The sequence below is a fragment of the Ruegeria sp. CDSB029 genome, from assembly GCF_059611125.1.
In genome coordinates this window covers 218978-239859 of the sequence record NZ_JBXWOX010000003.1, presented here as the reverse complement: position 1 = coordinate 239859, position 20882 = coordinate 218978, and the positions used below count along the sequence as shown (strand labels likewise).

The window sequence follows — 20882 nt, the reverse complement described above, 5'->3', positions numbered from 1 at the left end:
GTCAAACCTCGATCATTTTCGGGCGGCGGCGTTCAAACCAGATGACGATCATCAGACGCGTCACGAAGATCGCGGTGAAGACCGAGGTCAGAATGCCCAGACCCAACGTGATGGCAAAACCGCGCACCGGACCGCTGCCCATGGCAAACAGGATTACAGCGGTGATGAATGTGGTCACGTTTGCGTCCAGAATGGCCGACAACGCCTTTTCATAACCCAGTTCGATCGCGCGCGCCGGGCCTCTGGCGGATTTCAGTTCTTCGCGGATACGTTCAAAGATCAGCACGTTGGCATCCACCGCCATACCAACCGTCAACACGATACCGGCGATACCGGGCAGTGTCAGGGTGGCTCCGATCAGGGACAACAGACCAAACAGCAGGCCGACGTTGATGATCAGGGCAATGTTGGCAAAGAGACCAAACAGGCCATAGCTGAGCGCCATGAAAACCAGCACTGCGACGAAGGCCACAATAGTTGCGACCTTACCGGCGTCGATGCTGTCCTGCCCCAGTTCGGGGCCGATGGTACGCTCTTCGAGGAATTCCAGCCCGGCTGGCAACGCGCCTGCGCGCAACAGAACAGCCAGATTGGTGCTTTCTTCGACGGTGAAGTTGCCGGTGATGATGCCCGACCCGCCGGGAATGTGGCTTTGAATGACAGGGGCCGAGATGACCTCATCATCAAGAATGATTGCGAACGGCTGGCCGATATTTTCCAGCGTATAGTCGCCGAACTTGCGTGCCCCCGATGTGTTGAACCGGAAGCTGACCGCTGGGCGACCGTTCTGGTCGAATGCTGGCTGCGCGTCCACCAGCTCTTCGCCAGTGACGACTAGGGCCGCCTCGACTGTGTAAAACAAACCGGTTTCGTCGATGGAGGGGAGGACCTGTTCGCCAATCCCCGGCACTGCGTCCGGGTTGGTGCCCCGCCCCACAACGGGATTGAATGTCAGCTGAGCAGTGGTGCCGATGATCTCTTTCAGTTCACCAGCACTGCCGATACCCGGCACTTGGATCAGGATACGATCCGCACCCTGGCGTTGGATCGTGGGTTCACGCGTTCCGACCTCGTCAATACGGCGGCGCACAATCTCAAGCGACTGGCGAACAGTGCGGTCGTCTGTGGCAAGTTTTTCCGCCTCGGACAGTTGAACGACGATTGTGTCGCCTTCAGCCCGTGCCTCGATATCGGTTGCACCTACACCGGTCAGGGTCTGCACCTGACGGGCCAGACCGCGCACAACTTCAAGCGCGCGGGACATGCCCTCGGGCTGGCTGATGCGCAACCGAATCTCGTCCGGGGCTGACTCTTGCTTGCGGATGGTGCCTACAGTGGCGCGCTCATCCCGCAGCGCATCGCGAATTTCGGGCCACATGGCCTCCATCCGGGATTCGTACACATCGCCGACCTGAACTTCGGCCAACAGATGCGCACCACCGCGCAGATCGAGGCCCAGATTGACCAGCGACGACGGCAGCCAGTTCGGCCATTGCGCCGCCTCGGCCTGCATTTCGGGGGTGTCGATGCCAAGCTCGATTGCGGCCTTGGCATCGTTGGATTGCTCGACGCGCGTATAAAACGCATTCGGCAGGGCAAGGATCAGACCGATCACGCAGACCAGCCAGATCAGAACCCGCTTCCAGGTATCAATTTGCAGCATTACCCTGCCTTTTCAAGGAATTGTGGCGCGAAGTTACTTCGCAGGCTCGGTCTTGTTCAGAACCTGCGCAATGGTCGACTTGACCACACGAACCTTCACACCCTCGGCGATTTCAACTTCGATCTCGTTGTCGCCTTCCTTGACCTTGGACACCTTGCCGATCATTCCACCTTGGGTGACAACCTGATCGCCGCGACGCACGGCTTCGACCATGGCCTGATGTTGCTTCATCTTTTTTTGCTGCGGACGGATCAGCAGAAAATACATGATCGCGAAGATCAGGATCAGCGGGAGAAACTGGGCGATTGCGCCACCTTCCATGGGATATTCCTTTGTTTTGGTGCTGCGGAAATGCTCCGCAAATTTGGCGGGAACCTATGCTCTGAATTGCGCCTTTGCAAGCGAAGGCAACGCTGTACACCGCCCTGACCCGGCCTCAGTGCACAAAGAACAAGCCAGGCGTTGCAGATATGTCCTAGGCACCTCGCTGAAACTGGGTATAGTTCGGGTTAAGGGGGACATATGGCAAGGCAATTCAAGCCCTTCCTTTTGCTGGTTTATTTTCTGACGGCCCTGGCGTCCAGCCTTTGGTTTTCAGACGTCGTACTGGCACAGGAAACACCGACGGAGCCCCTTGCTTCTGACGGGGCGGACTCGGACAGTTTCGTGGCGCCGGTCATCGTGGACGGGGACGTATTGTTCCAGGTCCGGGGATCCAGTGCCCTGCCCGCGCCAGAGCGGGCGGAAGACGTTCAGGACAAGATCATCGAAATCGCCGAAGCCTCGGATGCACTGACGGTTGAGGTGACATACGAAGAGACCGAGTTCGGCATTTGGACTCTGGCCGATGGCGAGAGAGTTTCGATCGTCACCGAAGCCGATGCCGAGTTGGATCAGATGGAGCTTAGCGTTCTAAGCGTTTTGCACGGGAACGCGATCAAACAATCCATCGAAGACTACCGCGCCAACCGCACCGATCGGGCGCGCGTGTCCGGTGCAATTGAGGCAGTGGCATGGACCATTGGTTTTGTGGCGTTTGTGGTGGCAATCCTGTGGGTGCACCGTCGGATTCGACGGAAGACATTAAAGTTTGTCTCACTTCACCTCAAGGACGTGGAAACTGCCACAGCCAAAAGCGTTCAGGCCGAAGCGATCGCTGCGCTGGTACGATATGGGCTGAACTTCGTTCTGCTTATCATCTTCTTTCTCGGCTTTTATTACTACCTCTCGTTTGTTCTGCTGGCTTTCGCCGAAACCCGCTATTTTGCGCAGCTATTGCTGACCTATCTGACCGAGCCGGTACTGCTGATCTTCAAAGGCATTATCAGTTACATCCCCAATTTAATCATGTTGGGCCTGATTTCTTGGGTGGCGCTGTACATCATTAAGGGGATGCGGGTGTTCTTCGACGCGGTCGAAGCGGGTTCCTTCGACATGGGCGATTTCGAAAAGCACTGGGTCAGCCCAACCTTCAACATTGCCCGTGTTGTGGTGATCATGATCGCCCTGGTCTTTGCCGTTCCCTACATCCCCGGGTCCGACTCGGCGGCGTTCCAGGGATTGACGATCCTGGTGGGCGCCATGCTGTCGCTGGGTGCAAACTCAGTCGTCTCAAACATGCTAGCCGGCCTGTTCGTGATCTATCGTCGCTCGACCTCGATCGGGGACCGGATTCAGATCGGCGACCACATCGGCGATGTGGTTCAGATCAAACTGATGGAGACGCATCTGAAATCTATCAAGAACGAACTGATCTCGATCCCAAACGCGCAACTGATGAATTCGGATGTGGTGAACTTCTCGAAGAAAACGGACGGCAGCGGTCTGCTGCTGCACACCACGGTTGGCATCGGCTATGAAGAGCCGCCCGAGAAGGTCGAGGCGATGCTGATTGAGGCCGCCAACCGAACCAAAGGCATCAAGGCCAAGCCTGAACCCTTTGTTTTGTGGACCGCATTGGCGGATTACGCGATCAACTATCAGATCAACGGCTATACGACCCGTGGCAGCATCATTCCGAAAATCCGGTCAGACCTGCATCGCAATATCGTAGCCGTGTTCAATGAAAACGGTGTGCAGATCATGACGCCCTCTTACATGGCTGATCCACCTGATCCCAAGATCCCGACCGAGCATTGGGATGGCCATCTGGCGCATGAAACACACGCGGATGCCGATAAGTCGTAACCGGCGCTACACCCTGCCTTTCAGATGGTGCATAAGCGGTTTCAGTGATTCACGCATTTAAGGATCTGAACCATGCACGACATCCGCGCCATTCGCGAAAACCCCGCCGCCTTCGACGCCGCACTTGCGCGCCGTGGGGACGCGCCGGTGTCGTCAGATTTGCTAAGGCTGGACGAAAGCCGCCGGGCCAAGATTCAGGCCGCAGAAACGGCACAAGCCGAACAGAACAAGGCCAGCAAAGAAGTCGGTGCCGCTAAGGGGCGCGGCGACGAGGCTGAATTTCAACGCCTGCGCGCGCTGGTCGCTGAGAAAAAGGCCGAAATCGCCCAGATGCAGACTGAGGCCAAGGATCTGGACGCGCTGCTGACGGATCAGTTGATCCGCATCCCGAACCTGCCCGCCGAGGACGCGCCAGAAGGTGCGGACGAGAACGACAATGTCGAGGTCAACCGCTGGGGCACTCCGCGTGAGTTGGATTTTGCGCCCAAAGAGCATTTCGAAATCGAAGCTGTTCAGAACGGCATGGATTTTGAAACGGCGGCAAAGCTGTCCGGCTCGCGCTTTGTCCTGTTGTCCGGCGGTGTTGCCCGCATTCACCGCGCGCTGGCGCAGTTCATGCTGGACACGCACATCAACGAAAACGAATTGACCGAGGTGAACGGCCCGGTTCTGGTTCTGTCCGAGATGATGCAGGGCACAGGCCAATTGCCGAAGTTTGGCGAAGACAGCTATCAGACCCGTGAAGGCTGGTGGCTGATCCCGACGTCCGAGGTGTCGCTGACCAATATCGTCAACGACACGATGATCGAAGAAAACTATCTGCCCCGCCGCTACACCGCGCATTCCCTATGCTTCCGGTCCGAGGCCGGATCGGCCGGCAGGGACACACGCGGCATGTTGCGCCAGCACCAGTTCGAAAAGGTCGAAATGGTCTCGGTCACCCATCCCGATAAGTCTGATGATGAGCAAAAACGCATGCTGCGCTGTGCCGAGGGTATTCTGGAACAGCTGGGCATCCCCTATCGCACAGTGATCCTGTGCACAGGCGACATGGGCTTTGGCGCGCGCCGAACCTTTGACATCGAAGCATGGCTTCCGGGTCAGGATACGTACCGTGAGATCAGCTCGGTCTCGACCTGTGGCGATTTTCAGGCACGTCGGATGAATGCGCGCTTCCGGCCTGAAGGTGGCGGCAAACCGGAATATGTTCACACGCTGAACGGATCGGGACTGGCTGTTGGGCGCTGCCTGATCGCCGTGCTGGAAAACGGCCAGAACGCAGACGGTACCGTCACCCTGCCCGAGGTTCTGGCCCCCTATCTGGGTGGCAAGCTGACACTGCAGCTGGACGGCACGCTGGCATAAGAAAACCGGCGACCAACAGGGCACCGGTTCAAGAGGATTAAGGGCGGAGAAGGGTTACTCCTTCGCCTTTTTCTTATCCTTCTTCTTGTCTTTTTTCTTATCTTTCTTCTTGTCCGTCTTGTCGGCCTTTTTCTTTTTGTCTTTCTTTTTATCTTTCTTCGCCTTGGCCTTCACCTTGTCCTTGGCTTTCGAGAAGACGGCTTCCATCTCCTGAAGCTTTTTAGCGGCCTTTTCAGCCTTGGCTTTGGCCTTGGCCTTCTTCTTTGCCTTGGCTTCTGCCAGTTCGGCTGCGGCCTTTTCCTCAGCCGCTTTGCGCGCAGCCTCTTCCGCCCGTTTCTCGGCAGCGGCGGCGGCAATGGTCTTGCGGGTCGCTGGTCGGCGCACTGCGGGTTTTCTGGCAGGTGCGCGGCGCGTTCCTGTTTTAGCAGCAGGTTGCTTGGCGGCAGGCTTGGCCGCGGCGGGCTTGGCGGCTGCCGGTTTCGCCGCAATCGCCTCTTTCGCGGCAGCGATCAAAACGGCTGCGCGGGCTTTGCCGATACGAGGAACTTTGACCAGTGCAGCGGGGGTTGCCTTGGCAACGGCTTCAGCGGTTTTGAAACCGTTGGCGGTAAGTGACTTTCCTAGCTCCTCTCCAACGCCTTTTATTGCGGTCACTGCGGTCATTCTTTGTCCTTTCCGATTTTCCCTGCATTATCTTATGTATACCAGAAACACGCTCTCACAAGCCAGTGCTCAGAGTTGCAGGTCATTTGTGTCAGCTACTGTGTGCAAGGTTACCGGATTGATCCTTTCCGGGAAACGGAACAAGCCGCTTGGCGTCTTCGTCCCACAGTTTCAGGTTCAAAGCCGCGACTGCCTCGGGGAATTTGATCCGGCGCGGCGTGAATTCGGGCGGTAGGTTATAGTGGCATGCACGCAGCCGATATGACGGAATACGCGCATTGAAATGGTGGATGTCGTGCAGCGTGATGCAGGCAACCGCATTGTCGAACCACCACCCGAAATCCAGCGCCGATGATCCCTGCAGCGCGGCCAGTTGCGGGTCCAGATCCGGACGGCGATCCCAATACGTGTCCTCGAAATTGTGCTGTAGATAGACCAGAAAAACACCCAGCATCCCGCCCAACAAAGAGAATACCAACCACACCAGAATACCCATGGTGCCGGCGATCAAATACAGAAGGCCAAGAAATACGATGATCGACAAGTTGTGTAGCAATACGCCCTTCACGCCAAACCGAACCGTGTTCTTGGGCCACCGGTAGCGGATGAAATACGTGAACAGCGCCCCAGCCGGAACCAGGATGAAGGGATTTCGGTAGAGCCTGTAAAACAAGCGCCCTTTCCAATCCGCCTTGTTCCATTCCCGCACGGTCATTGTGTGGATTTCACCTGTCTCGCGGTGTTCGAGGTTGCCAATACCGGCGTGGTGCAGGTTATGGTTCTGCTTCATCACTTCGAACGGAGCGAAAGTGAATGGCGAGAGCCCGTGCCCGGCCCATTCGTTCTGCGCGCGCGTCTCAAACAGCGAATGATGCCCGCAATCGTGCTGAAGCACGTACAGGCGCACCGCCGAAAAGGCAAAAACGATTCCGGCCGGAATCATGACAAACCAGCGATCCACATAGATGATCGCCAATGCCAGCGATGTGAAATACACCGCAAAAGTTCCAAAATAGCTCAGCGCGGCCAATCTGTTGTCCTGAACCGCGTATTGCCGAGTGTATTCCCTCAGATCCATCCAGCCGCTCCCCACGTTGGTCAGGTCCAATGGTTGTCAAAAACTGGTGCGGAAGCTCCGCGTGAAATTACGCGCACACAAAACAGATGCACGCCAGTGAATGCTAGCGCGGGGAATTGGGGCTGTCACGCCCTTCAGCCGAAAATGCTGAAAATTGGCGCAGTTACGCGCGACCTTTGAGATGTTTGGCCAAGGCGCCCGCGTTTTTCTTGCGGCGACCCTTGTACGGGTTCTTGTCCCCCTGTCCGCGCAACGTCAGGCGGATCGGAGTACCGGGCATGTCAAAAGATTCGCGCAGACCGTTGACCAGATACCGGGTGTAACTGGCTGGCATTTTGTCAGGATGCGAACACATGACAACAAAGCCCGGCGGGCGGGTTTTGGCCTGTGTCATGTAACGCAGCTTGATCCGGCGACCTTGCGGGGCTGGCGGCGGGTGCTGTTCCAACATGGCCGTCAGCCAGCGGTTCAGCGCGGCCGTCGGCACACGGCGGTTCCAAATGTCATGGGCCCGCAGAATCGCGGCGCGCAGGCGCTCTAGGCCCCGGCCCGTTTTTGCCGAGACCGTCACCAGCGGTGCGCCACGCAATTGAGGCAGCAAGCGCTCGAACGACTCTTTCAGATCCCGCAGCTTTTCCTGTTTATCTTCTTCGATGTCCCATTTGTTGATGGCGACAACAACGGCACGACCCTCGCGCTCGGCCAGATCGGCAATACGCAGGTCCTGCTGTTCGAAGGGAATGGCCGCATCCAGCAGAACCACCACCACTTCGGCAAATTTCACGGCACGCAGACCATCCGAGACTGAAAGCTTTTCAAGCTTTTCCTGCACCTTGGCTTTTTTGCGCATACCGGCGGTATCAAAGATACGCATCGGTGTGCTGTCTCCGTCCGGGTCGGCCCAATCGATCCGCAGACTGATGGCATCGCGCGTAATACCGGCCTCTGGCCCGGTCAGTAGGCGGTCTTCGCCAATGATCTTGTTGATCAATGTGGATTTACCGGCATTCGGGCGGCCAACAACTGCCACCTGCAACGGCTTTTCAGCGCTGATCAGGGGCGTCTCGCCCTCGCCGTCCTCATCCAGTTCGATATCGGTTTCCGGTGCATCCTCGACCGCCTTTTCCTCAGCGGCATCGGCCAATGGCATAAGCTGGGAATAAAGATCGGTCATTCCCTCGCCATGCTCGCCCGACAGGCGCACCGGCTCACCCAGGCCAAGGTTATAGGCTTCAAGCACACCCGCATCCGCTGCGTTTCCTTCGGCCTTGTTGGCCGCGAGGATCACGTGTTTGGAACGTTTGCGCAGAATCTCGGCAAACAGTTCGTCGGTCGGCGTGACCCCAACGCGCGCGTCAATCATGAACAGACAGACATCTGCCATGTCCACCGCACGCTCGGTCAGGCGGCGCATGCGGCCCTCAAGGCTGTCGTCGGTCGCGTCCTCAAGCCCCGCAGTGTCGATCACGGTAAAGCGCAGATCCCCCAGACGCCCTTGGCCTTCGCGCAGGTCGCGCGTCACGCCGGGCTGGTCGTCGACCAAAGCCAGACGTTTGCCCACAAGGCGATTGAACAGGGTGGATTTGCCCACATTCGGGCGCCCCACGATGGCGAGGGTCAGCGACATGATACTCAACTTTCAAGACTCAGACGCGCCCTTTAGCGCATCTTGTGGTCAACGGAAAGCGTGCAAATCACCTTTGGTCGACACGACGTACAGTGTTTGGCCCGCCACAACCGGTGCCGTGGTCGCGCCACCTGGCACTTCGACACGGTTCACCAGTGCTCCGTCAACAGGGCTGAAGAACCGAACATAGCCATCGTTCGAGGCGATGACGATGCGCCCACCCGCCATGATCGGACCATAATGCGCGTAGACCGCCCCCCGACGCCCCGGCTTATCCTTGACAAAACCCGGCAGGTCCTGCGCCCAAACAATCGCTCCGGTCGCGGCGTCTAGTCGGACCAGTTGGCTGCGATCACTGATCAGGAAAATACTGTTGCCAGCGGCCCAGACCGTATCGACGGCCCCTTCGTCTGCGGTCCACATCCGTTCGCCGGAATTGGCGTCAAACGCGACCGTGCGCCCGGAATGGTTGCCGATATAGATCTTATCGCCCACCACCATTGGCCCACCGGTTACATCGACGATCTGCGCCGCCGCACGTCCGCGACGTCCCCCGGCTACTGATGCGTTCCAGCGGCGAATACCCCCCCGACGGAACGTCGCTGCGACATCACCCGAGCCAAAGGCGAACACGGAAAAATCTGATGCTATCACTGGCGCCGGCGCACCCAGAACGTTTCCAACGCTTGGGGTGCCCTGAATTTGCCAGGCAATGCGGCCGTCCTTGGTGTTGACCGCCCAGCCAGTTTCGTCACCAGCCACCAGATACAGCAGACCGTTGCTGACCAATGGCGCGCCGCTGCCGGTCGCGTTCAACCTTTTTTGCCAACGAACTGCACCGGTTTTGGCATCCAGCGCTGTCAGGCGGCCGTAACCGGAAGACACATAAAGCACACCGTTGTCATAGGCCATGCCGCCACCCGTGGCATCCGAGTCGCCATCACTTGGCGGAATAAGATCGGTGTTCCAAACGACCTGCCCTTGCGGCGACACGGCAGACACCGATGCGCCGGCATCAAGCGTGTAGATCAACCCGCCCGCAACAACGGGATCAGCCGTGATCCGCTGCTTGCGCGAGTCACCCTGACCGATTGAAGCGGACCAAATGCGCTGCGGTGTTGCGCGCAACTGTGCATTGGTGGTCCGGAACGCGGCCGTGCCCGGGCTTTGCGGCCAACTCGCGTTGGCTCTTTGCGCCGGAAGGCTGATCGGTTTTGAGCCGCGGGTTTCCACCGTTTCGGTATCGGCAGCAGGCCGGATATCTTCTCGCGGTCCCGGCAAGATAACCTCGGGTTCCCGGCAGGCGGCGACCAAGGTCAATGAAAGGGCTGCCATCGACAATCCAATACGGGAGAATAGACTTGCTACCATGATATTCCGAACTCGCCTGTAAGTTTTCCTGCCGCCACCGGATCAGCCCTGTTGGGCGATCAGCGGCTCTGGTTCGCCACCCAGTGCTACAATCAACTGAGCCGCACGCTGTTGCAGATCCACGCCAACCTCTGCGTCCTGACGCAAAGCCTGAAGCCGCGTGATGGCCGCGTCAACATTGCCCTCGGACACATCAATCAAGGCCAATTGTTCTTCGGCAAGCAACCGCAGCGGAGCGCCCGGCGCGGCCAGCGCCTCGAACTGAAGACGGCGATCGGCTGCAGGCAGAGTGTCGCTCTGCAGCAGCAGCGCCTTGAAAGCCGCGATCGCGCGGTAGATTTCCGGCAGATCCCCTTGGGTCGCAATGGCATTCAGGCTGGCGACCGCTTCTTGTTCCGATCCGGCCTCAAACTGAGAGGCCGACAACAGCATGTTAAGAACCGCATCCCCACCCGGCGATTGTGTTTCGACGGCGGCAAGACTGGCGGCACGGTCTTCCGACTGATTCTGTGCCAGCGCTGCCAGGATTGAATCACCTAAATCCTGCGCCTGACTGGTTGCGCGCGACTTGCGGACTTCATTGAACGCAGCACCGCCCACGATCAGGACAACCACAAGCACACCGACCCAACCCCATCTGCGCAATAGCAAGAACAGACGGTCCCGGCGTACCTCTTCGGTCACCTCATCAATAAAACTGTCGACGTCGCTCATCCCTGCCCTCCGGGGCTGCATCCTTGGTGTATGGCGCCATGTCATACCCCGGCGCAATCGCCAAGCCAAGAGCCCGATTTTTTACAATTCCGCCGGTGGCCTGCCCTCTTGTAGAAAAAAATAAACCGAACTATTCAGTTTAGTGTGGAAACGATACATAATCGTCCCCACTTTCTAGCATGACCGCAAAAAAAATGTGGCGCAGAATTCTGGGAGTAGTCCTGCATGCGATTGATTTCATTAGTAAACGCCGCTTTGGTTATTGTTGTTTTGTTTTTTTTGGTTTTCGAACGGGACAGCCTGTTCTCTTTCGCCGGGCGCGCGGAAGCCGAGGCCAGCCCGGAGGTTGCCAGCGAATCTGGCGAAGTCGTGGACGTGGATCAGGCGACGATTGGCGTCGTTGCCGTTAGGTCAACTGCACGTGAAATTGACAGCGCCGTGTTGTTGCGGGGCCAGACCAAGGCCAATCGCCAGGTCGAAGTTCTTGCCGAAACCACATCGACGGTCATCTCAGAACCCAAGCGCAAAGGCACGTTCGTCGAAGCCGGCGATCTTCTGTGCGAGCTTGACCCAGGCACCCGCCCCGCCAGTTTGGCCGAAGCGAAGGCTGCCAAGTTAGAGGCGGAAAGCCGCATTCCAGAAGCCGAAGCCCGCCTGGAGGAAGCACATGCGCGTGTCGCCGAGGCCGAGATCAACCTGACGGCTGCGAATAAACTGTCCGACTCCGGGTTTGGATCTGAGACACGCAGAATCTCAAGCGAGGCGGCGATGAGAACCGCCGAGGCCGGTATCAAGACCGCCGAAGCCGGTCTTGAGGCCACCCGCGCCGGGATCGAAGCCGCAACTGCCGAGGTCAAAGCCGCGGAACGCGAAATCGATCGCCAGACGATCACAGCACCCTTCAAGGGATTGTTGGAAAGCGATACCGCAGAATTGGGCAGCTTGATGCAGCCCGGTGCGCTATGCGCGACCGTTATCCAACTGGACCCGATCAAGCTGGTGGGTTTTGTGCCAGAAACCGAGGTTAACCGCATCATCGTCGGAACCGAAGCCACGGCGCAGTTGGTCACTGGCCTGCAGGTTTCTGGTCGTGTGACATTCCTGAGCCGCTCGGCCGATGAAACAACCCGCACGTTCGAGGTCGAAATCACTGTTCCGAACCCGGAACTGGCCATTCGGGACGGCCAAACCGCCGACATCCGCATTTCGGCCGCCGGGGCCAAGGCGCATTTCCTGCCGCAATCGGCACTGACCCTGAGCAATAACGGTCAACTCGGTGTCCGCACCATTGGCCAGAGCAACGTGGTCGATTTCCAGCCCGTCGTTCTTCTGCGTGATTCAGCCGAAGGCGTTTGGGTCGGCGGCCTGCCCGAAACATTGGACGTGATCGTCATCGGGCAAGAGTTCGTGACCCGCGGCGTCACAGTTGAACCCACATATCGGGAAGCTTCGAAATGACTGGAATCGTCAGTTGGGCCGCCGGCCGGGCCAGAATGGTTCTGGCCTTCATCGCCATCTCATTGGTGGTTGGCGGCTTTGCCTATGTCAGCCTGCCGAAAGAAGGCGAGCCCGACATTGAAATCCCTGCCCTGTTTGTCTCGGTTCAGTTTCCGGGCATCTCAGCCGAGGACTCGGAAAATCTGTTGGTCAAACCAATGGAGACCGAACTTGCTGACCTAGATGGGCTGAAAGAGATGACCTCGACCGCCGCCGAAGGGTATGCGGGCGTGGCGCTGGAGTTCGATTTCGGCTGGGACAAGACCGCGATCATGGCTGATGTGCGCGACGCGATGAACAGCGCGCAGGCCGAATTCCCCGACGGAGCCGAGCAATACTCGCTGACCGAGATCAATTTCTCAGAGTTCCCAATCGTTATCGTCAACCTGACGGGTGCAGTCCCCGAGCGCACTATGGCGCGAGTCGCCAAGGCGTTGAAGGACGACCTTGAGGCGATGGATTCGGTGCTCGAAGCCGGTATCGCAGGCAACCGCGACGAATTGCTTGAGGTCATCATCGACCCACTTCGGCTTGAGGCGTACAACGTCACCGCTGCCGAGCTTATCGATGTGGTGCGCAACAACAATCAGCTGATCGCTGCCGGTGAGGTCGAAACCGCACAGGGCACATTCGCGGTCAAGATCCCCTCTTCCTTCAAAACTGCGCAGGATGTTTATGGCCTGCCGGTCAAAGTGAACGGCGACCGGGTCGTCACCCTGGGGGAATTGGCGCAGATTAACTATACCTTTGAGGACCGCGAAGGCACCGCCCGTTTCAACGGCGAACAAACCGTCGCGTTGCAGGTGGTCAAGCGCAAGGGCTACAACCTGATCGACACAGTCGAGGGTGTGAAACAAACCATTGCCGCTGCGCAGGCCAAATGGCCACCCGAGATGCAGGCCGCAATCCAGCTGGGCACCTCGAACGACCAAAGCCGCATCGTCGGTTCGATGGTCAGCCAGTTGGAAGGCTCGGTTCTAACGGCCATCGCGCTGGTAATGATCGTTGTTCTGGCCTCTTTGGGCACACGCGCGGCATTGCTGGTAGGTTTTGCGATCCCGACCTCATTCCTGCTGTGTTTTGCGTTCCTGGCAGTCATGGGCATCAGCATCTCGAACATCGTGATGTTCGGCCTGATCCTTGCAGTGGGTATGCTCGTCGACGGGGCCATTGTTGTTGTGGAATACGCTGACCGGCGCATTAAAGAGGGCGTTGGCCCGATGCACGCCTATGTCGAGGCTGCGCAGCGCATGTTCTGGCCTATCGTGTCATCCACAGCCACAACCCTATGTGCCTTCCTGCCGATGCTGTTTTGGCCGGGTGTCCCGGGTGAGTTTATGGGCATGCTGCCTGTCACGCTGATCTTCGTTCTGTCTGCCTCGTTGATCGTTGCACTGATCTATCTGCCTGTCATGGGCGGTGTTTCGGGACGTCTGAGCCGCGTCTTTGACCGCACCTCCGACTGGCTGCGCGCGCGCACCCGGTGGTGGGTTCGTGCGGTTATGGTGCCGCCATCGCTGTACTTGATCTTCCTTGGTGCGATGCAACTGCTGAATCCGACCTATCTGTTGCCCGAAGGCGCATTTGGTGCAGTTCTGCTTGGTGCCTTCCTGTTCATTTTTGGGGCATTTGCCGGTTCTGTTACGTTGAGTGCCGCCAAAATAGAACGCGCGCCCGATCAGCATGTGCATACAGCGCGCGAACACACACCCTTTGGCTATGTCATCAAGTTTCTGGTCGGCAACCCGATCATGCCGATTGTTTCGATTGTCGTCATTGGCTTCGCCGTGATGTCAGTCATGACCGCATTTGGGAACAACAATAGGGGCGTAGAGTTCTTCGTCGAAAGCGAACCCGAGCAAGCCACGGCCTATGTTCGAGCACGCGGTAACATATCGCTGATCGAAAAGGACCAGATGGTACTGGCGGCCGAAGAAATTATCAGCGCGCACCCCGCAGTCGTGAACGTGTTTTCCTTTGCCGGAGAAGGCGGGCTGAACCAAAACAATGGAGGTGCGCAAGCACCAGCAGACACTGTCGGTCGCGTCCAGTTCGAAATCATCCCGTGGGAAGACCGGCCGAACGTGTCCGAACCGATCTTCGGCGGGTTGATCGACCGTGAAACGGTAGCCCCGGAATATGACGGTGACTTCGTGCTCGATCAGTTGAACGCCGAACTTGCGAAGATTCCAGGCTTCATCGTGGAAATCCTACCGCTGGAACAAGGTCCGGCCTCGGCCAAACCCGTTCATTTGCGCATCAAGGCGGATGGCTGGGAAGAACTGAACTCAGCCACTGCTGCCGCCCGTAAGATGTTCGATGAAACACCCGGCCTGATCAAGATCGAAGACACCCTGCCGTTGCCCGGCATCGACTGGCAGATCGACGTCGACGTTGCCAAAGCGGGTCGTTTCGGCGCGGATGTGGCAACCGTCGGCGCGATGGTGCAACTGGTCACGCGCGGGCTGCTGCTGGGCGAAATGCGCCCCGACAGCGTGGACGAGGAAATCGAAATCCGCGTTCGCCTGCCCGATGAAGACCGGGTTTTGTCGACATTGGATACGCTCAAGGTGCGTACGCCGGATGGGCTAGTGCCTTTGTCGAACTTTGTCACCCGCAAGCCTGTGGCCAAACTGGCCGAGATCAACCGGATCAACCAGCAGCGCTATTACGATGTGAAAGCGGATGTTGAGCCGGGTCTGAGCAAAGTTGTGATAGATAACGCGGACGGCACGGAACAGCGGCTGGCAGTTGCGCGCGGCGTCGTGGAAGGTACAGAACCCACAGGTGCGATCTTCACTGGACCGACAGGCAGCAATTTCGAACTTGTCATGTTGACGGGTGCGGAAAATGTCGATGCAGTGCGCGCCGATCTGGAATCTGGAAACGCCCGGATTAGCCTGATCAATCCCAACGAACGCATTGCAGTGCTGACTGAGTGGCTAGAAACCAATCCCTTCGGCAGCACCGTCAGTTGGGAATGGACCGGCGATCAGGAAGATCAGGCAGAAAGCCAGGCTTTCCTGTCCAGCGCTTTCTTGGCTGCTTTAGGCCTGATGTTTGTGATCCTGCTGGCGCAGTTCAACTCGTTCTACAACTCGGTGCTGGTTCTGCTGGCTGTTGTGCTTTCGACCACCGGCGTTTTGATCGGGATGATGGTCATGCAGCAGCCTTTCTCGATCATCATGACCGGGACAGGGATTGTGGCCTTGGCGGGGATCGTGGTGAACAACAACATTGTTCTGATCGATACCTATCAGGAATACAGCCGGTATATGCCCCGGATCGAAGCGATCATCCGCACGGCAGAGGCGCGTATCCGCCCGGTTCTGCTGACCACCCTGACCACGATGGCCGGTTTGACGCCGATGATGTTCGGATTGTCGCTGGACTTCATCAATGGCGGCTACTCCATCGACAGCCCAACTGCGCTGTGGTGGAAACAGCTGGCTACGGCAGTTGTGTTTGGGCTGGGTATTGCAACGGTTCTGACGCTGATCGTGACGCCATCGTTCCTGGCGCTAAGGGTGTGGGTCACCACCTATGCGGTATGGCTGGCCAAGGCACTGGCACGGGCCACTGCGGGTCGTTCCAGCCAAATCGCTCAGGATATGGCGGTTGGTCATGCTGCCCGTCAGGTACAGGCCACTGAGGTTGTCTGGGGGGATGAGACGCCGCCTGCGCCCGCACCGGATGCAGTCAAGGATGAGCGTCCCGATCACCCTCCAACGTCACCCCTAAAGGCAGCCGAGTAATGCAAATGGCGAACCGCAAGGTTCGCCATTTTTCTTCTCCAGGACTTAGTCTCTAAGACTTAGTCGGTGAATACATATTCACCCAAATCACACAGGTTCAGACCGAAGTCTTCAGCCGACGACCCATCGTCGAACGCCCCCCGAATATCGTAGACACATGTGGTCAGGCCATCCGCGATGACAACATCGATTTCATAATCGGGCGCGACATAGCCACCGCTCAGCAGGTTTCCCTCCCAGCTGCCGGAAGACGCAGGCGAGACATTGAACTCGACCAGATCCGCGCTGGATTCATTCACAACCAGAAATTCAAGATCCTCGGCAAATGCCGAAGTCGCCGTAAGAACAGTTGCGGCCAAGGCTGCTGCTGCACGCATTTTCATTAGATATTCCTTTAGTTAAGGTCCGGCCAAAGAACCTGGCACCGTGACTTTAGGTGATTTGTCACCAAGGAAAATGAACGTCAAATTAAACCTGCGGGAATGAACGCATTTTTGCAGGGCTGTTCTGCCCGGCCTCAGGAATTACCCTCATGACCGGATCAGGCCGCGTCCGCTTGCTGGCGACTCCAGAGCTGCGCGTAACGGCCCGCGCGCTGCAAAAGCTGGTCATGGGTGCCTTGTTCAAGGATTTCACCGCGTTCCAGAACGACAATGCGGTCCGCTTCGGCGATCGTGCTAAGCCGGTGCGCGATTGTCAACACGGTCCGTCCCTCGCCCGCCCGCGCCAAGGCATCCTTGATGTCCTGCTCGGTGTCCGTATCCAGCGCCGAGGTCGCCTCATCCAACAGCAGGATCGGCGGGTTCTTCAGAAGGGTGCGCGCAATGCCCACCCGTTGTTTCTCGCCACCCGACAGCTTCAGGCCCCGCTCTCCAACCTTGGTGTCATAGCCTTCTGGCAACGTCACGATAAAATCATGGATCTGCGCAGCTTTAGCAGCTGCTTCGACTTCTTCCTGCGTGGCCCCGTCCCGGCCATAAGCGATGTTGTACCGGATCGTATCATTAAACAGCACTGTGTCCTGCGGCACGACACCGATGGCTGAGTGCAGGCTGTTCAGGGTCACGTCGCGCACGTCCTGCCCGTCGATCTTCAACGCGCCCCCGGTGACATCGTAGAACCGGAACAGCAAGCGGCCTATCGTTGACTTACCCGAACCTGTGGCACCGACAATTGCAACAGTCTGACCAGCAGGTACCGTCAGCGACACACCTTTGAGGATCTCGCGGTCCGCATCATAGCCAAAGCGCACATTGTCCAATGTCACCTCACCACCACTGACCACCAGATCTGGCGCGCCGGGCTTGTCCTGCACCTCGGTCGGTTGTTCCAGCAAGTCGAACATTTGCCCCATGTCCACCAGCGATTGACGGATTTCCCGGTAGACAGTGCCCAGAAAGTTCAGCGGCACGGTGATCTGGATCATATAGGCGTTGACCATGACGAAATCGCCGACGGTCAGCGTTCCCTGTTGCACCCCCATGGCCGCCAGAACCATCACGCCGATCAGTCCGCAGGTGATCAGAAGGGACTGACCAAAATTCAGGAAGGCCAACGAATACGCCGTCTTAAGCGCTGCCCCGGCATAGGCTTTCATCGACACGTCGTACCGTGCCGCCTCGCGCGATTCAGCATTGAAATACTTGACGGTTTCAAAGTTCAGCAGGCTGTCGATGGCACGTTGATTGGCCTCAGTATCCTGATCGTTCATTTCGCGGCGCAACTTCACGCGCCATTCCGTCACCGCAAAGGTGAACCAGATGTACAGCGCGATGGTGACAGCAACGACAACCAGATACCAGACGTCGAACAGCCACATCAGGATGATCGCGACCAACAGCAGTTCCAGGATCAGCGGACCAATCGAAAACAGCAAAAAGCGCAACAGGAATTCCACGCCTTTCACACCACGCTCGATAATCCGGCTAAGCCCTCCGGTGCGACGCGTCACGTGGTAACGCATGGACAGCTGGTGGATGTGCTGGAAGGTCTCCAACGCCAGTGCGCGCAAGGCCCGCTGCCCTACAGGGGCAAAGGCCGCATCGCGTAGCTGCTGAAAGCCAACGGTCATCATCCGTGCGACACCATAGGCCACGGTCAGACCAACCGCGCCCAACGCCAGCGGCGGTACGCCCTCACCTGCCAGCCCATCGACAGCGCCCTTGTAAAGGATCGGAGTATAGACCGCGATCAGCTTGGCCAGAACCAGCATGCCCATGGCCAGAACGACGCGTCGTTTTACCCAAGGCTCATCCTCGGGCCACATATAAGGCGCAACCTTCCGGATCGTGCGCCAGCCAGAGCGGCGGTCGTCGGGCGTGGGCGTATCGGCTGAGGTCATTGGCGCTGCTCGTCTCATCACGTACCTGATCTGCGGTCAGAGATAGACCGCTGGCCCACCAAGGGCCAGCAGCAATAGTTCATTCCGGGATGGTGAATATCTGACCGGGATATATCAAATCAGGATCGCGGATCGCGTCGCGGTTAGCCTCGAACAATTTCACGTAAAGGATACCATCGCCGAACCGATCACGCGATATGGCCCAAAGCGTGTCGCCTTCCTGCACGGTGACCGCGCGGATCGGGGGGATATCTGTTTCGCCCTCGGGCTGGTCACCACCCTCTGCCGCGCGCAGAGCTTCCAGTGGTTCGCGCTTGAACGGCGTTTCAAGGCGACTGACCACGGTGCCATCCGTGGCGATTTCATCCACACGCAGGGTGTAGATCCCGGGGTCAATCCCTTCCAACTCGCTGCGCCATTTACCATCATCAACCAGCGGCAGATCGGCGACAAGCTGGTTGTCCAGATACAGCCGCACCGCAGACCCGTCCGGCACCCGGCCTGTCAATTCAACGTCGCCAACGTCAGAATACCCAATCGTGTCCAACGCCACCTCATCCGAAGTATCGGGTTCGGCTGTTGGAGATTGAACCAGTTCAACCCCGTCTTCACCTGAACGCAAAATAGCAACTTGTTGATTTTCATCGCCTTCTTCAGCGGTTTCTTGTGCCGTCTCCTGGGGTTGATCCGCAGACGGTTCTGCGGGCGCATCCGCCGTTTCGACATCCCCGGTCGTCGTTTCATCTGTTGGCTCTGACGAGGGTGTGTCTTGTGCCCCTGCTGTTTCGTCGCCGGAGGGCGCAGCGTCACCCGTTTCGGCAGCGGCGACCTGCTCGGTCGTCGGTTCAGGTTCAGGTTCAGGTTCAGGCAAGGCTGCAATCAAATAGTCGTCCGAACGAACGGGTTGATCCTGGCCCGCAGTTTCCAACGTAAGCCCGCGCGCATCGTCTGAAAATGGAATCGAAAGGAACTCGGCAAACTGACCGGTGTTATCGACGATAAAGCTGTGCACTTGCTCACCATCCAGCAAGACACGAACATCCGTGCCTGGCTCTGCATTGCCGGAAAGAACGGTATTGCCGTCCGGCTCAACAAAGATCTGGTCCAGAGTCGGTGGCGCGACAGCCGGGTCAGCCTCAGCCGTTTCCGTCGCTGGTGCGGTCGCGGATTCAGACGGATCAGCGGTTTCCGGTTCCTCAATTGCTGTGATCTGATCCTCGGACGGGGTGGAAACCGAACTGGCCTCTTCCGTGGTTTGGACAGAGGTGTCTTGCTGCGGTGAAGCTTCCTGAGGACCCGTCCCGAAGACGCCGGACAGGTACAACCCGCCCGCCCCGACTAATGCAACGATGCCGGCAATCACCCCCCAGATGAAAGTACCGGAGCTTTCGCTTCCCGACTTGGAGTTCATTCTTTTCCTTTCGCTCCGCAGCGCAAGTGCTTTGAGCAAAACACATTCTGCCTAACGGTTGAGCCAATCTATCAATCCCGCTATCACGGGTCAAAACACCATATACAAGCCCGGAGAAGCCAACCCATGTCTCAGAAATCTGTCTGTGTGTATTGCGGGTCACGAAATGGCGCGAATCCGGCCTATTCCGACGCGGCGCAACACTTTGGAACCCTTTTGGCCAAAGAAGGCTGGCGGCTGGTCTACGGGGCCGGGGATGTGGGGCTAATGGGCGAGGTCGCGCGAGCCGCGCAAGCCGCTGGTGGTGACACGTTCGGCGTCATCCCGGTGCACCTTCTGCGACGCGAAGTCGGCAAGACGGACCTGACCCGTTTCGTGGTCACCGAGACGATGCACGAGCGCAAGAAGGTCATGATCATGAATGCCGATGCGGTTATTGTCCTGCCCGGCGGTCCGGGGTCGCTGGATGAGTTGTTCGAGGCGCTCACTTGGCGGCAGCTGGGCCTGCACGACAAACCCATTCTAGTCATGAATGTGGATGGCTATTGGGATACGCTGCACGAGCTGTTGCAACAGGTCATCGGCCAAGGCTTTGCCGACGCATCGCTGTCGGACTTCATCACATGGGTCGATGGCCCGGAGGCTGCAATGTCAACGCTCAGGAAAGTTCTGACTTAGGCTGACAGATGTACGGGCGGCCAGAACCGCCCGTTTGCCATCGTCAAATTCAAGTCGCCGGAGCAAGGCGCTGTCGCAGCACCTGTTCGACCTTATGCATCGGATGATTGGTCAGAGTTTTATCGACCTCGGCAACCACTTTGCCCAGCACTTCGCTGTGCAACCGCCGGCGCAGCAACCCTAGAACATGCGGGCTGGCTACCAGGACCAATCGTTTATAGGCCCCTTTTAAACCCTTACGGTTCAACAGGTTGGCGACATCCTGCACGAACAGGGATTTCGCATGGGTTTTCCATTTGCTCTCTTCCACGGCCGATTTCTGATGTGGTGCCGTGTCAAAACGACGACCGGCCCGGTCCGAAGGCTTGGTCCTTGGTCCGTCGCTTTCTTCTACGGATACGACAACCAGATTGGGATCATCAGCGTCGGTGATATTCTCCATGAACAGCGCCTTTTCCCCGTCGGCGATGACAACCCATGTTCCCTGTGCAAGTTCGACCATTGTGTTCTCCTGTAATGACATATTTTTTGC

At 57.9% G+C, this 20882-nt stretch carries 16 protein-coding genes; 5 read left to right on the top strand and 11 right to left on the bottom strand.

Going from position 1 to position 20882, the window contains the following annotated elements:
• Window position 1 precedes the first annotated feature (1 nt).
• Window positions 2–1663, bottom strand: a complete 1662-nt coding sequence (gene secD, locus AC2FI8_RS05540; protein WP_496777690.1) for a protein translocase subunit SecD — start codon at window positions 1661–1663, stop codon at window positions 2–4.
• 33 nt (window positions 1664–1696) lie between these two features.
• Window positions 1697–1984 (bottom strand): preprotein translocase subunit YajC, encoded by a 288-nt coding sequence (yajC, locus tag AC2FI8_RS05535; RefSeq protein ID WP_058274044.1) that lies wholly within the window; start codon window positions 1982–1984, stop codon window positions 1697–1699.
• Between the two features lie 201 nt (window positions 1985–2185).
• Here yajC and AC2FI8_RS05530 point away from each other — a divergent pair, with 201 nt between their 5' ends.
• Window positions 2186–3850, top strand: a complete 1665-nt coding sequence (locus AC2FI8_RS05530; RefSeq protein WP_496766945.1) for a mechanosensitive ion channel family protein — start codon at window positions 2186–2188, stop codon at window positions 3848–3850.
• A 72-nt stretch (window positions 3851–3922) separates the two neighbouring features.
• Window positions 3923–5215: a serine--tRNA ligase gene (gene serS, locus AC2FI8_RS05525; protein ID WP_496777687.1), complete on the top strand. Its 1293-nt coding sequence runs from the start codon at window positions 3923–3925 to the stop codon at window positions 5213–5215.
• A 54-nt stretch (window positions 5216–5269) separates the two neighbouring features.
• Here serS and AC2FI8_RS05520 read toward each other — a convergent pair whose 3' ends face one another.
• The 5 genes from AC2FI8_RS05520 to AC2FI8_RS05500 form a co-directional block, all read right to left on the bottom strand.
• Window positions 5270–5878 carry a helix-hairpin-helix domain-containing protein gene (locus AC2FI8_RS05520; RefSeq protein WP_496777683.1) on the bottom strand — a complete coding sequence of 203 codons (609 nt, stop codon included), beginning with the start codon at window positions 5876–5878 and terminating at the stop codon, window positions 5270–5272.
• 91 nt (window positions 5879–5969) lie between these two features.
• The gene (locus AC2FI8_RS05515; RefSeq protein WP_496777681.1) at window positions 5970–6956 is read right to left on the bottom strand and encodes a fatty acid desaturase; all 987 of its coding nucleotides are present in this window, start codon (window positions 6954–6956) and stop codon (window positions 5970–5972) included.
• A 163-nt stretch (window positions 6957–7119) separates the two neighbouring features.
• Window positions 7120–8583: a ribosome biogenesis GTPase Der gene (gene der, locus AC2FI8_RS05510; protein ID WP_496740460.1), complete on the bottom strand. Its 1464-nt coding sequence runs from the start codon at window positions 8581–8583 to the stop codon at window positions 7120–7122.
• Between the two features lie 48 nt (window positions 8584–8631).
• Complete coding sequence (locus tag AC2FI8_RS05505) at window positions 8632–9954, bottom strand: PQQ-like beta-propeller repeat protein (RefSeq protein WP_496777679.1); 1323 nt, start codon at window positions 9952–9954, stop codon at window positions 8632–8634.
• Between the two features lie 42 nt (window positions 9955–9996).
• Complete coding sequence (locus AC2FI8_RS05500) at window positions 9997–10668, bottom strand: hypothetical protein (protein WP_496777676.1); 672 nt, start codon at window positions 10666–10668, stop codon at window positions 9997–9999.
• Between the two features lie 225 nt (window positions 10669–10893).
• Here AC2FI8_RS05500 and AC2FI8_RS05495 point away from each other — a divergent pair, with 225 nt between their 5' ends.
• Together AC2FI8_RS05495 and AC2FI8_RS05490 are read left to right on the top strand one after the other, a co-directional pair.
• A complete protein-coding gene (locus AC2FI8_RS05495) occupies window positions 10894–12126 on the top strand; it encodes an efflux RND transporter periplasmic adaptor subunit (RefSeq protein WP_496777673.1) in 1233 nt (410 codons plus the stop codon).
• On the top strand, window positions 12123–15920 hold the full coding sequence (locus AC2FI8_RS05490) for an efflux RND transporter permease subunit (protein ID WP_496777668.1): 3798 nt from the start codon (window positions 12123–12125) through the stop codon (window positions 15918–15920). The genes AC2FI8_RS05495 and AC2FI8_RS05490 overlap by 4 nt, the downstream gene beginning before the upstream one ends.
• A 59-nt stretch (window positions 15921–15979) precedes the next feature.
• On the opposite strand, the gene AC2FI8_RS05485 is transcribed toward AC2FI8_RS05490, so the two are convergent.
• The 3 genes from AC2FI8_RS05485 to AC2FI8_RS05475 form a co-directional block, all read right to left on the bottom strand.
• Window positions 15980–16303 (bottom strand): hypothetical protein, encoded by a 324-nt coding sequence (locus AC2FI8_RS05485; protein ID WP_496777664.1) that lies wholly within the window; start codon window positions 16301–16303, stop codon window positions 15980–15982.
• Between the two features lie 158 nt (window positions 16304–16461).
• Window positions 16462–18261 carry an ABCB family ABC transporter ATP-binding protein/permease gene (locus tag AC2FI8_RS05480; RefSeq protein WP_496777662.1) on the bottom strand — a complete coding sequence of 600 codons (1800 nt, stop codon included), beginning with the start codon at window positions 18259–18261 and terminating at the stop codon, window positions 16462–16464.
• A 79-nt stretch (window positions 18262–18340) separates the two neighbouring features.
• Window positions 18341–19672, bottom strand: a complete 1332-nt coding sequence (locus AC2FI8_RS05475) for a LysM peptidoglycan-binding domain-containing protein (RefSeq protein ID WP_496777660.1) — start codon at window positions 19670–19672, stop codon at window positions 18341–18343.
• A 126-nt stretch (window positions 19673–19798) separates the two neighbouring features.
• Between AC2FI8_RS05475 and AC2FI8_RS05470 the strand changes: the two genes are divergently transcribed.
• Window positions 19799–20350 carry an LOG family protein gene (locus tag AC2FI8_RS05470; RefSeq protein WP_496766935.1) on the top strand — a complete coding sequence of 184 codons (552 nt, stop codon included), beginning with the start codon at window positions 19799–19801 and terminating at the stop codon, window positions 20348–20350.
• Between the two features lie 49 nt (window positions 20351–20399).
• Here the strand turns inward: AC2FI8_RS05470 and AC2FI8_RS05465 are convergent, their stop codons facing one another.
• Window positions 20400–20852: a baeRF12 domain-containing protein gene (locus AC2FI8_RS05465; protein WP_496740468.1), complete on the bottom strand. Its 453-nt coding sequence runs from the start codon at window positions 20850–20852 to the stop codon at window positions 20400–20402.
• Window positions 20853–20882: the final 30 nt, after the last annotated feature.

Excerpts from the sequence above, each read along its gene's own strand:
- AC2FI8_RS05470 (WP_496766935.1), top strand. The coding sequence starts at position 19,799 with ATGTCTCAGAAATCTGTCTGTGTGTATTGCGGGTCACGAAATGGCGCG.
- AC2FI8_RS05500 (WP_496777676.1), bottom strand. The coding sequence starts at position 10,668 with ATGAGCGACGTCGACAGTTTTATTGATGAGGTGACCGAAGAGGTACGC.
- serS (WP_496777687.1), top strand. The coding sequence starts at position 3,923 with ATGCACGACATCCGCGCCATTCGCGAAAACCCCGCCGCCTTCGACGCC.
- AC2FI8_RS05505 (WP_496777679.1), bottom strand. The coding sequence starts at position 9,954 with ATGGTAGCAAGTCTATTCTCCCGTATTGGATTGTCGATGGCAGCCCTT.
- der (WP_496740460.1), bottom strand. The coding sequence starts at position 8,583 with ATGTCGCTGACCCTCGCCATCGTGGGGCGCCCGAATGTGGGCAAATCC.
- secD (WP_496777690.1), bottom strand. The coding sequence starts at position 1,663 with ATGCTGCAAATTGATACCTGGAAGCGGGTTCTGATCTGGCTGGTCTGC.
- AC2FI8_RS05490 (WP_496777668.1), top strand. The coding sequence starts at position 12,123 with ATGACTGGAATCGTCAGTTGGGCCGCCGGCCGGGCCAGAATGGTTCTG.
- AC2FI8_RS05480 (WP_496777662.1), bottom strand. The coding sequence starts at position 18,261 with ATGACCTCAGCCGATACGCCCACGCCCGACGACCGCCGCTCTGGCTGG.
- AC2FI8_RS05530 (WP_496766945.1), top strand. The coding sequence starts at position 2,186 with ATGGCAAGGCAATTCAAGCCCTTCCTTTTGCTGGTTTATTTTCTGACG.
- AC2FI8_RS05485 (WP_496777664.1), bottom strand. The coding sequence starts at position 16,303 with ATGAAAATGCGTGCAGCAGCAGCCTTGGCCGCAACTGTTCTTACGGCG.
- AC2FI8_RS05495 (WP_496777673.1), top strand. The coding sequence starts at position 10,894 with ATGCGATTGATTTCATTAGTAAACGCCGCTTTGGTTATTGTTGTTTTG.
- AC2FI8_RS05465 (WP_496740468.1), bottom strand. The coding sequence starts at position 20,852 with ATGGTCGAACTTGCACAGGGAACATGGGTTGTCATCGCCGACGGGGAA.
- AC2FI8_RS05515 (WP_496777681.1), bottom strand. The coding sequence starts at position 6,956 with ATGGATCTGAGGGAATACACTCGGCAATACGCGGTTCAGGACAACAGA.
- AC2FI8_RS05475 (WP_496777660.1), bottom strand. The coding sequence starts at position 19,672 with ATGAACTCCAAGTCGGGAAGCGAAAGCTCCGGTACTTTCATCTGGGGG.
- AC2FI8_RS05520 (WP_496777683.1), bottom strand. The coding sequence starts at position 5,878 with ATGACCGCAGTGACCGCAATAAAAGGCGTTGGAGAGGAGCTAGGAAAG.
- yajC (WP_058274044.1), bottom strand. The coding sequence starts at position 1,984 with ATGGAAGGTGGCGCAATCGCCCAGTTTCTCCCGCTGATCCTGATCTTC.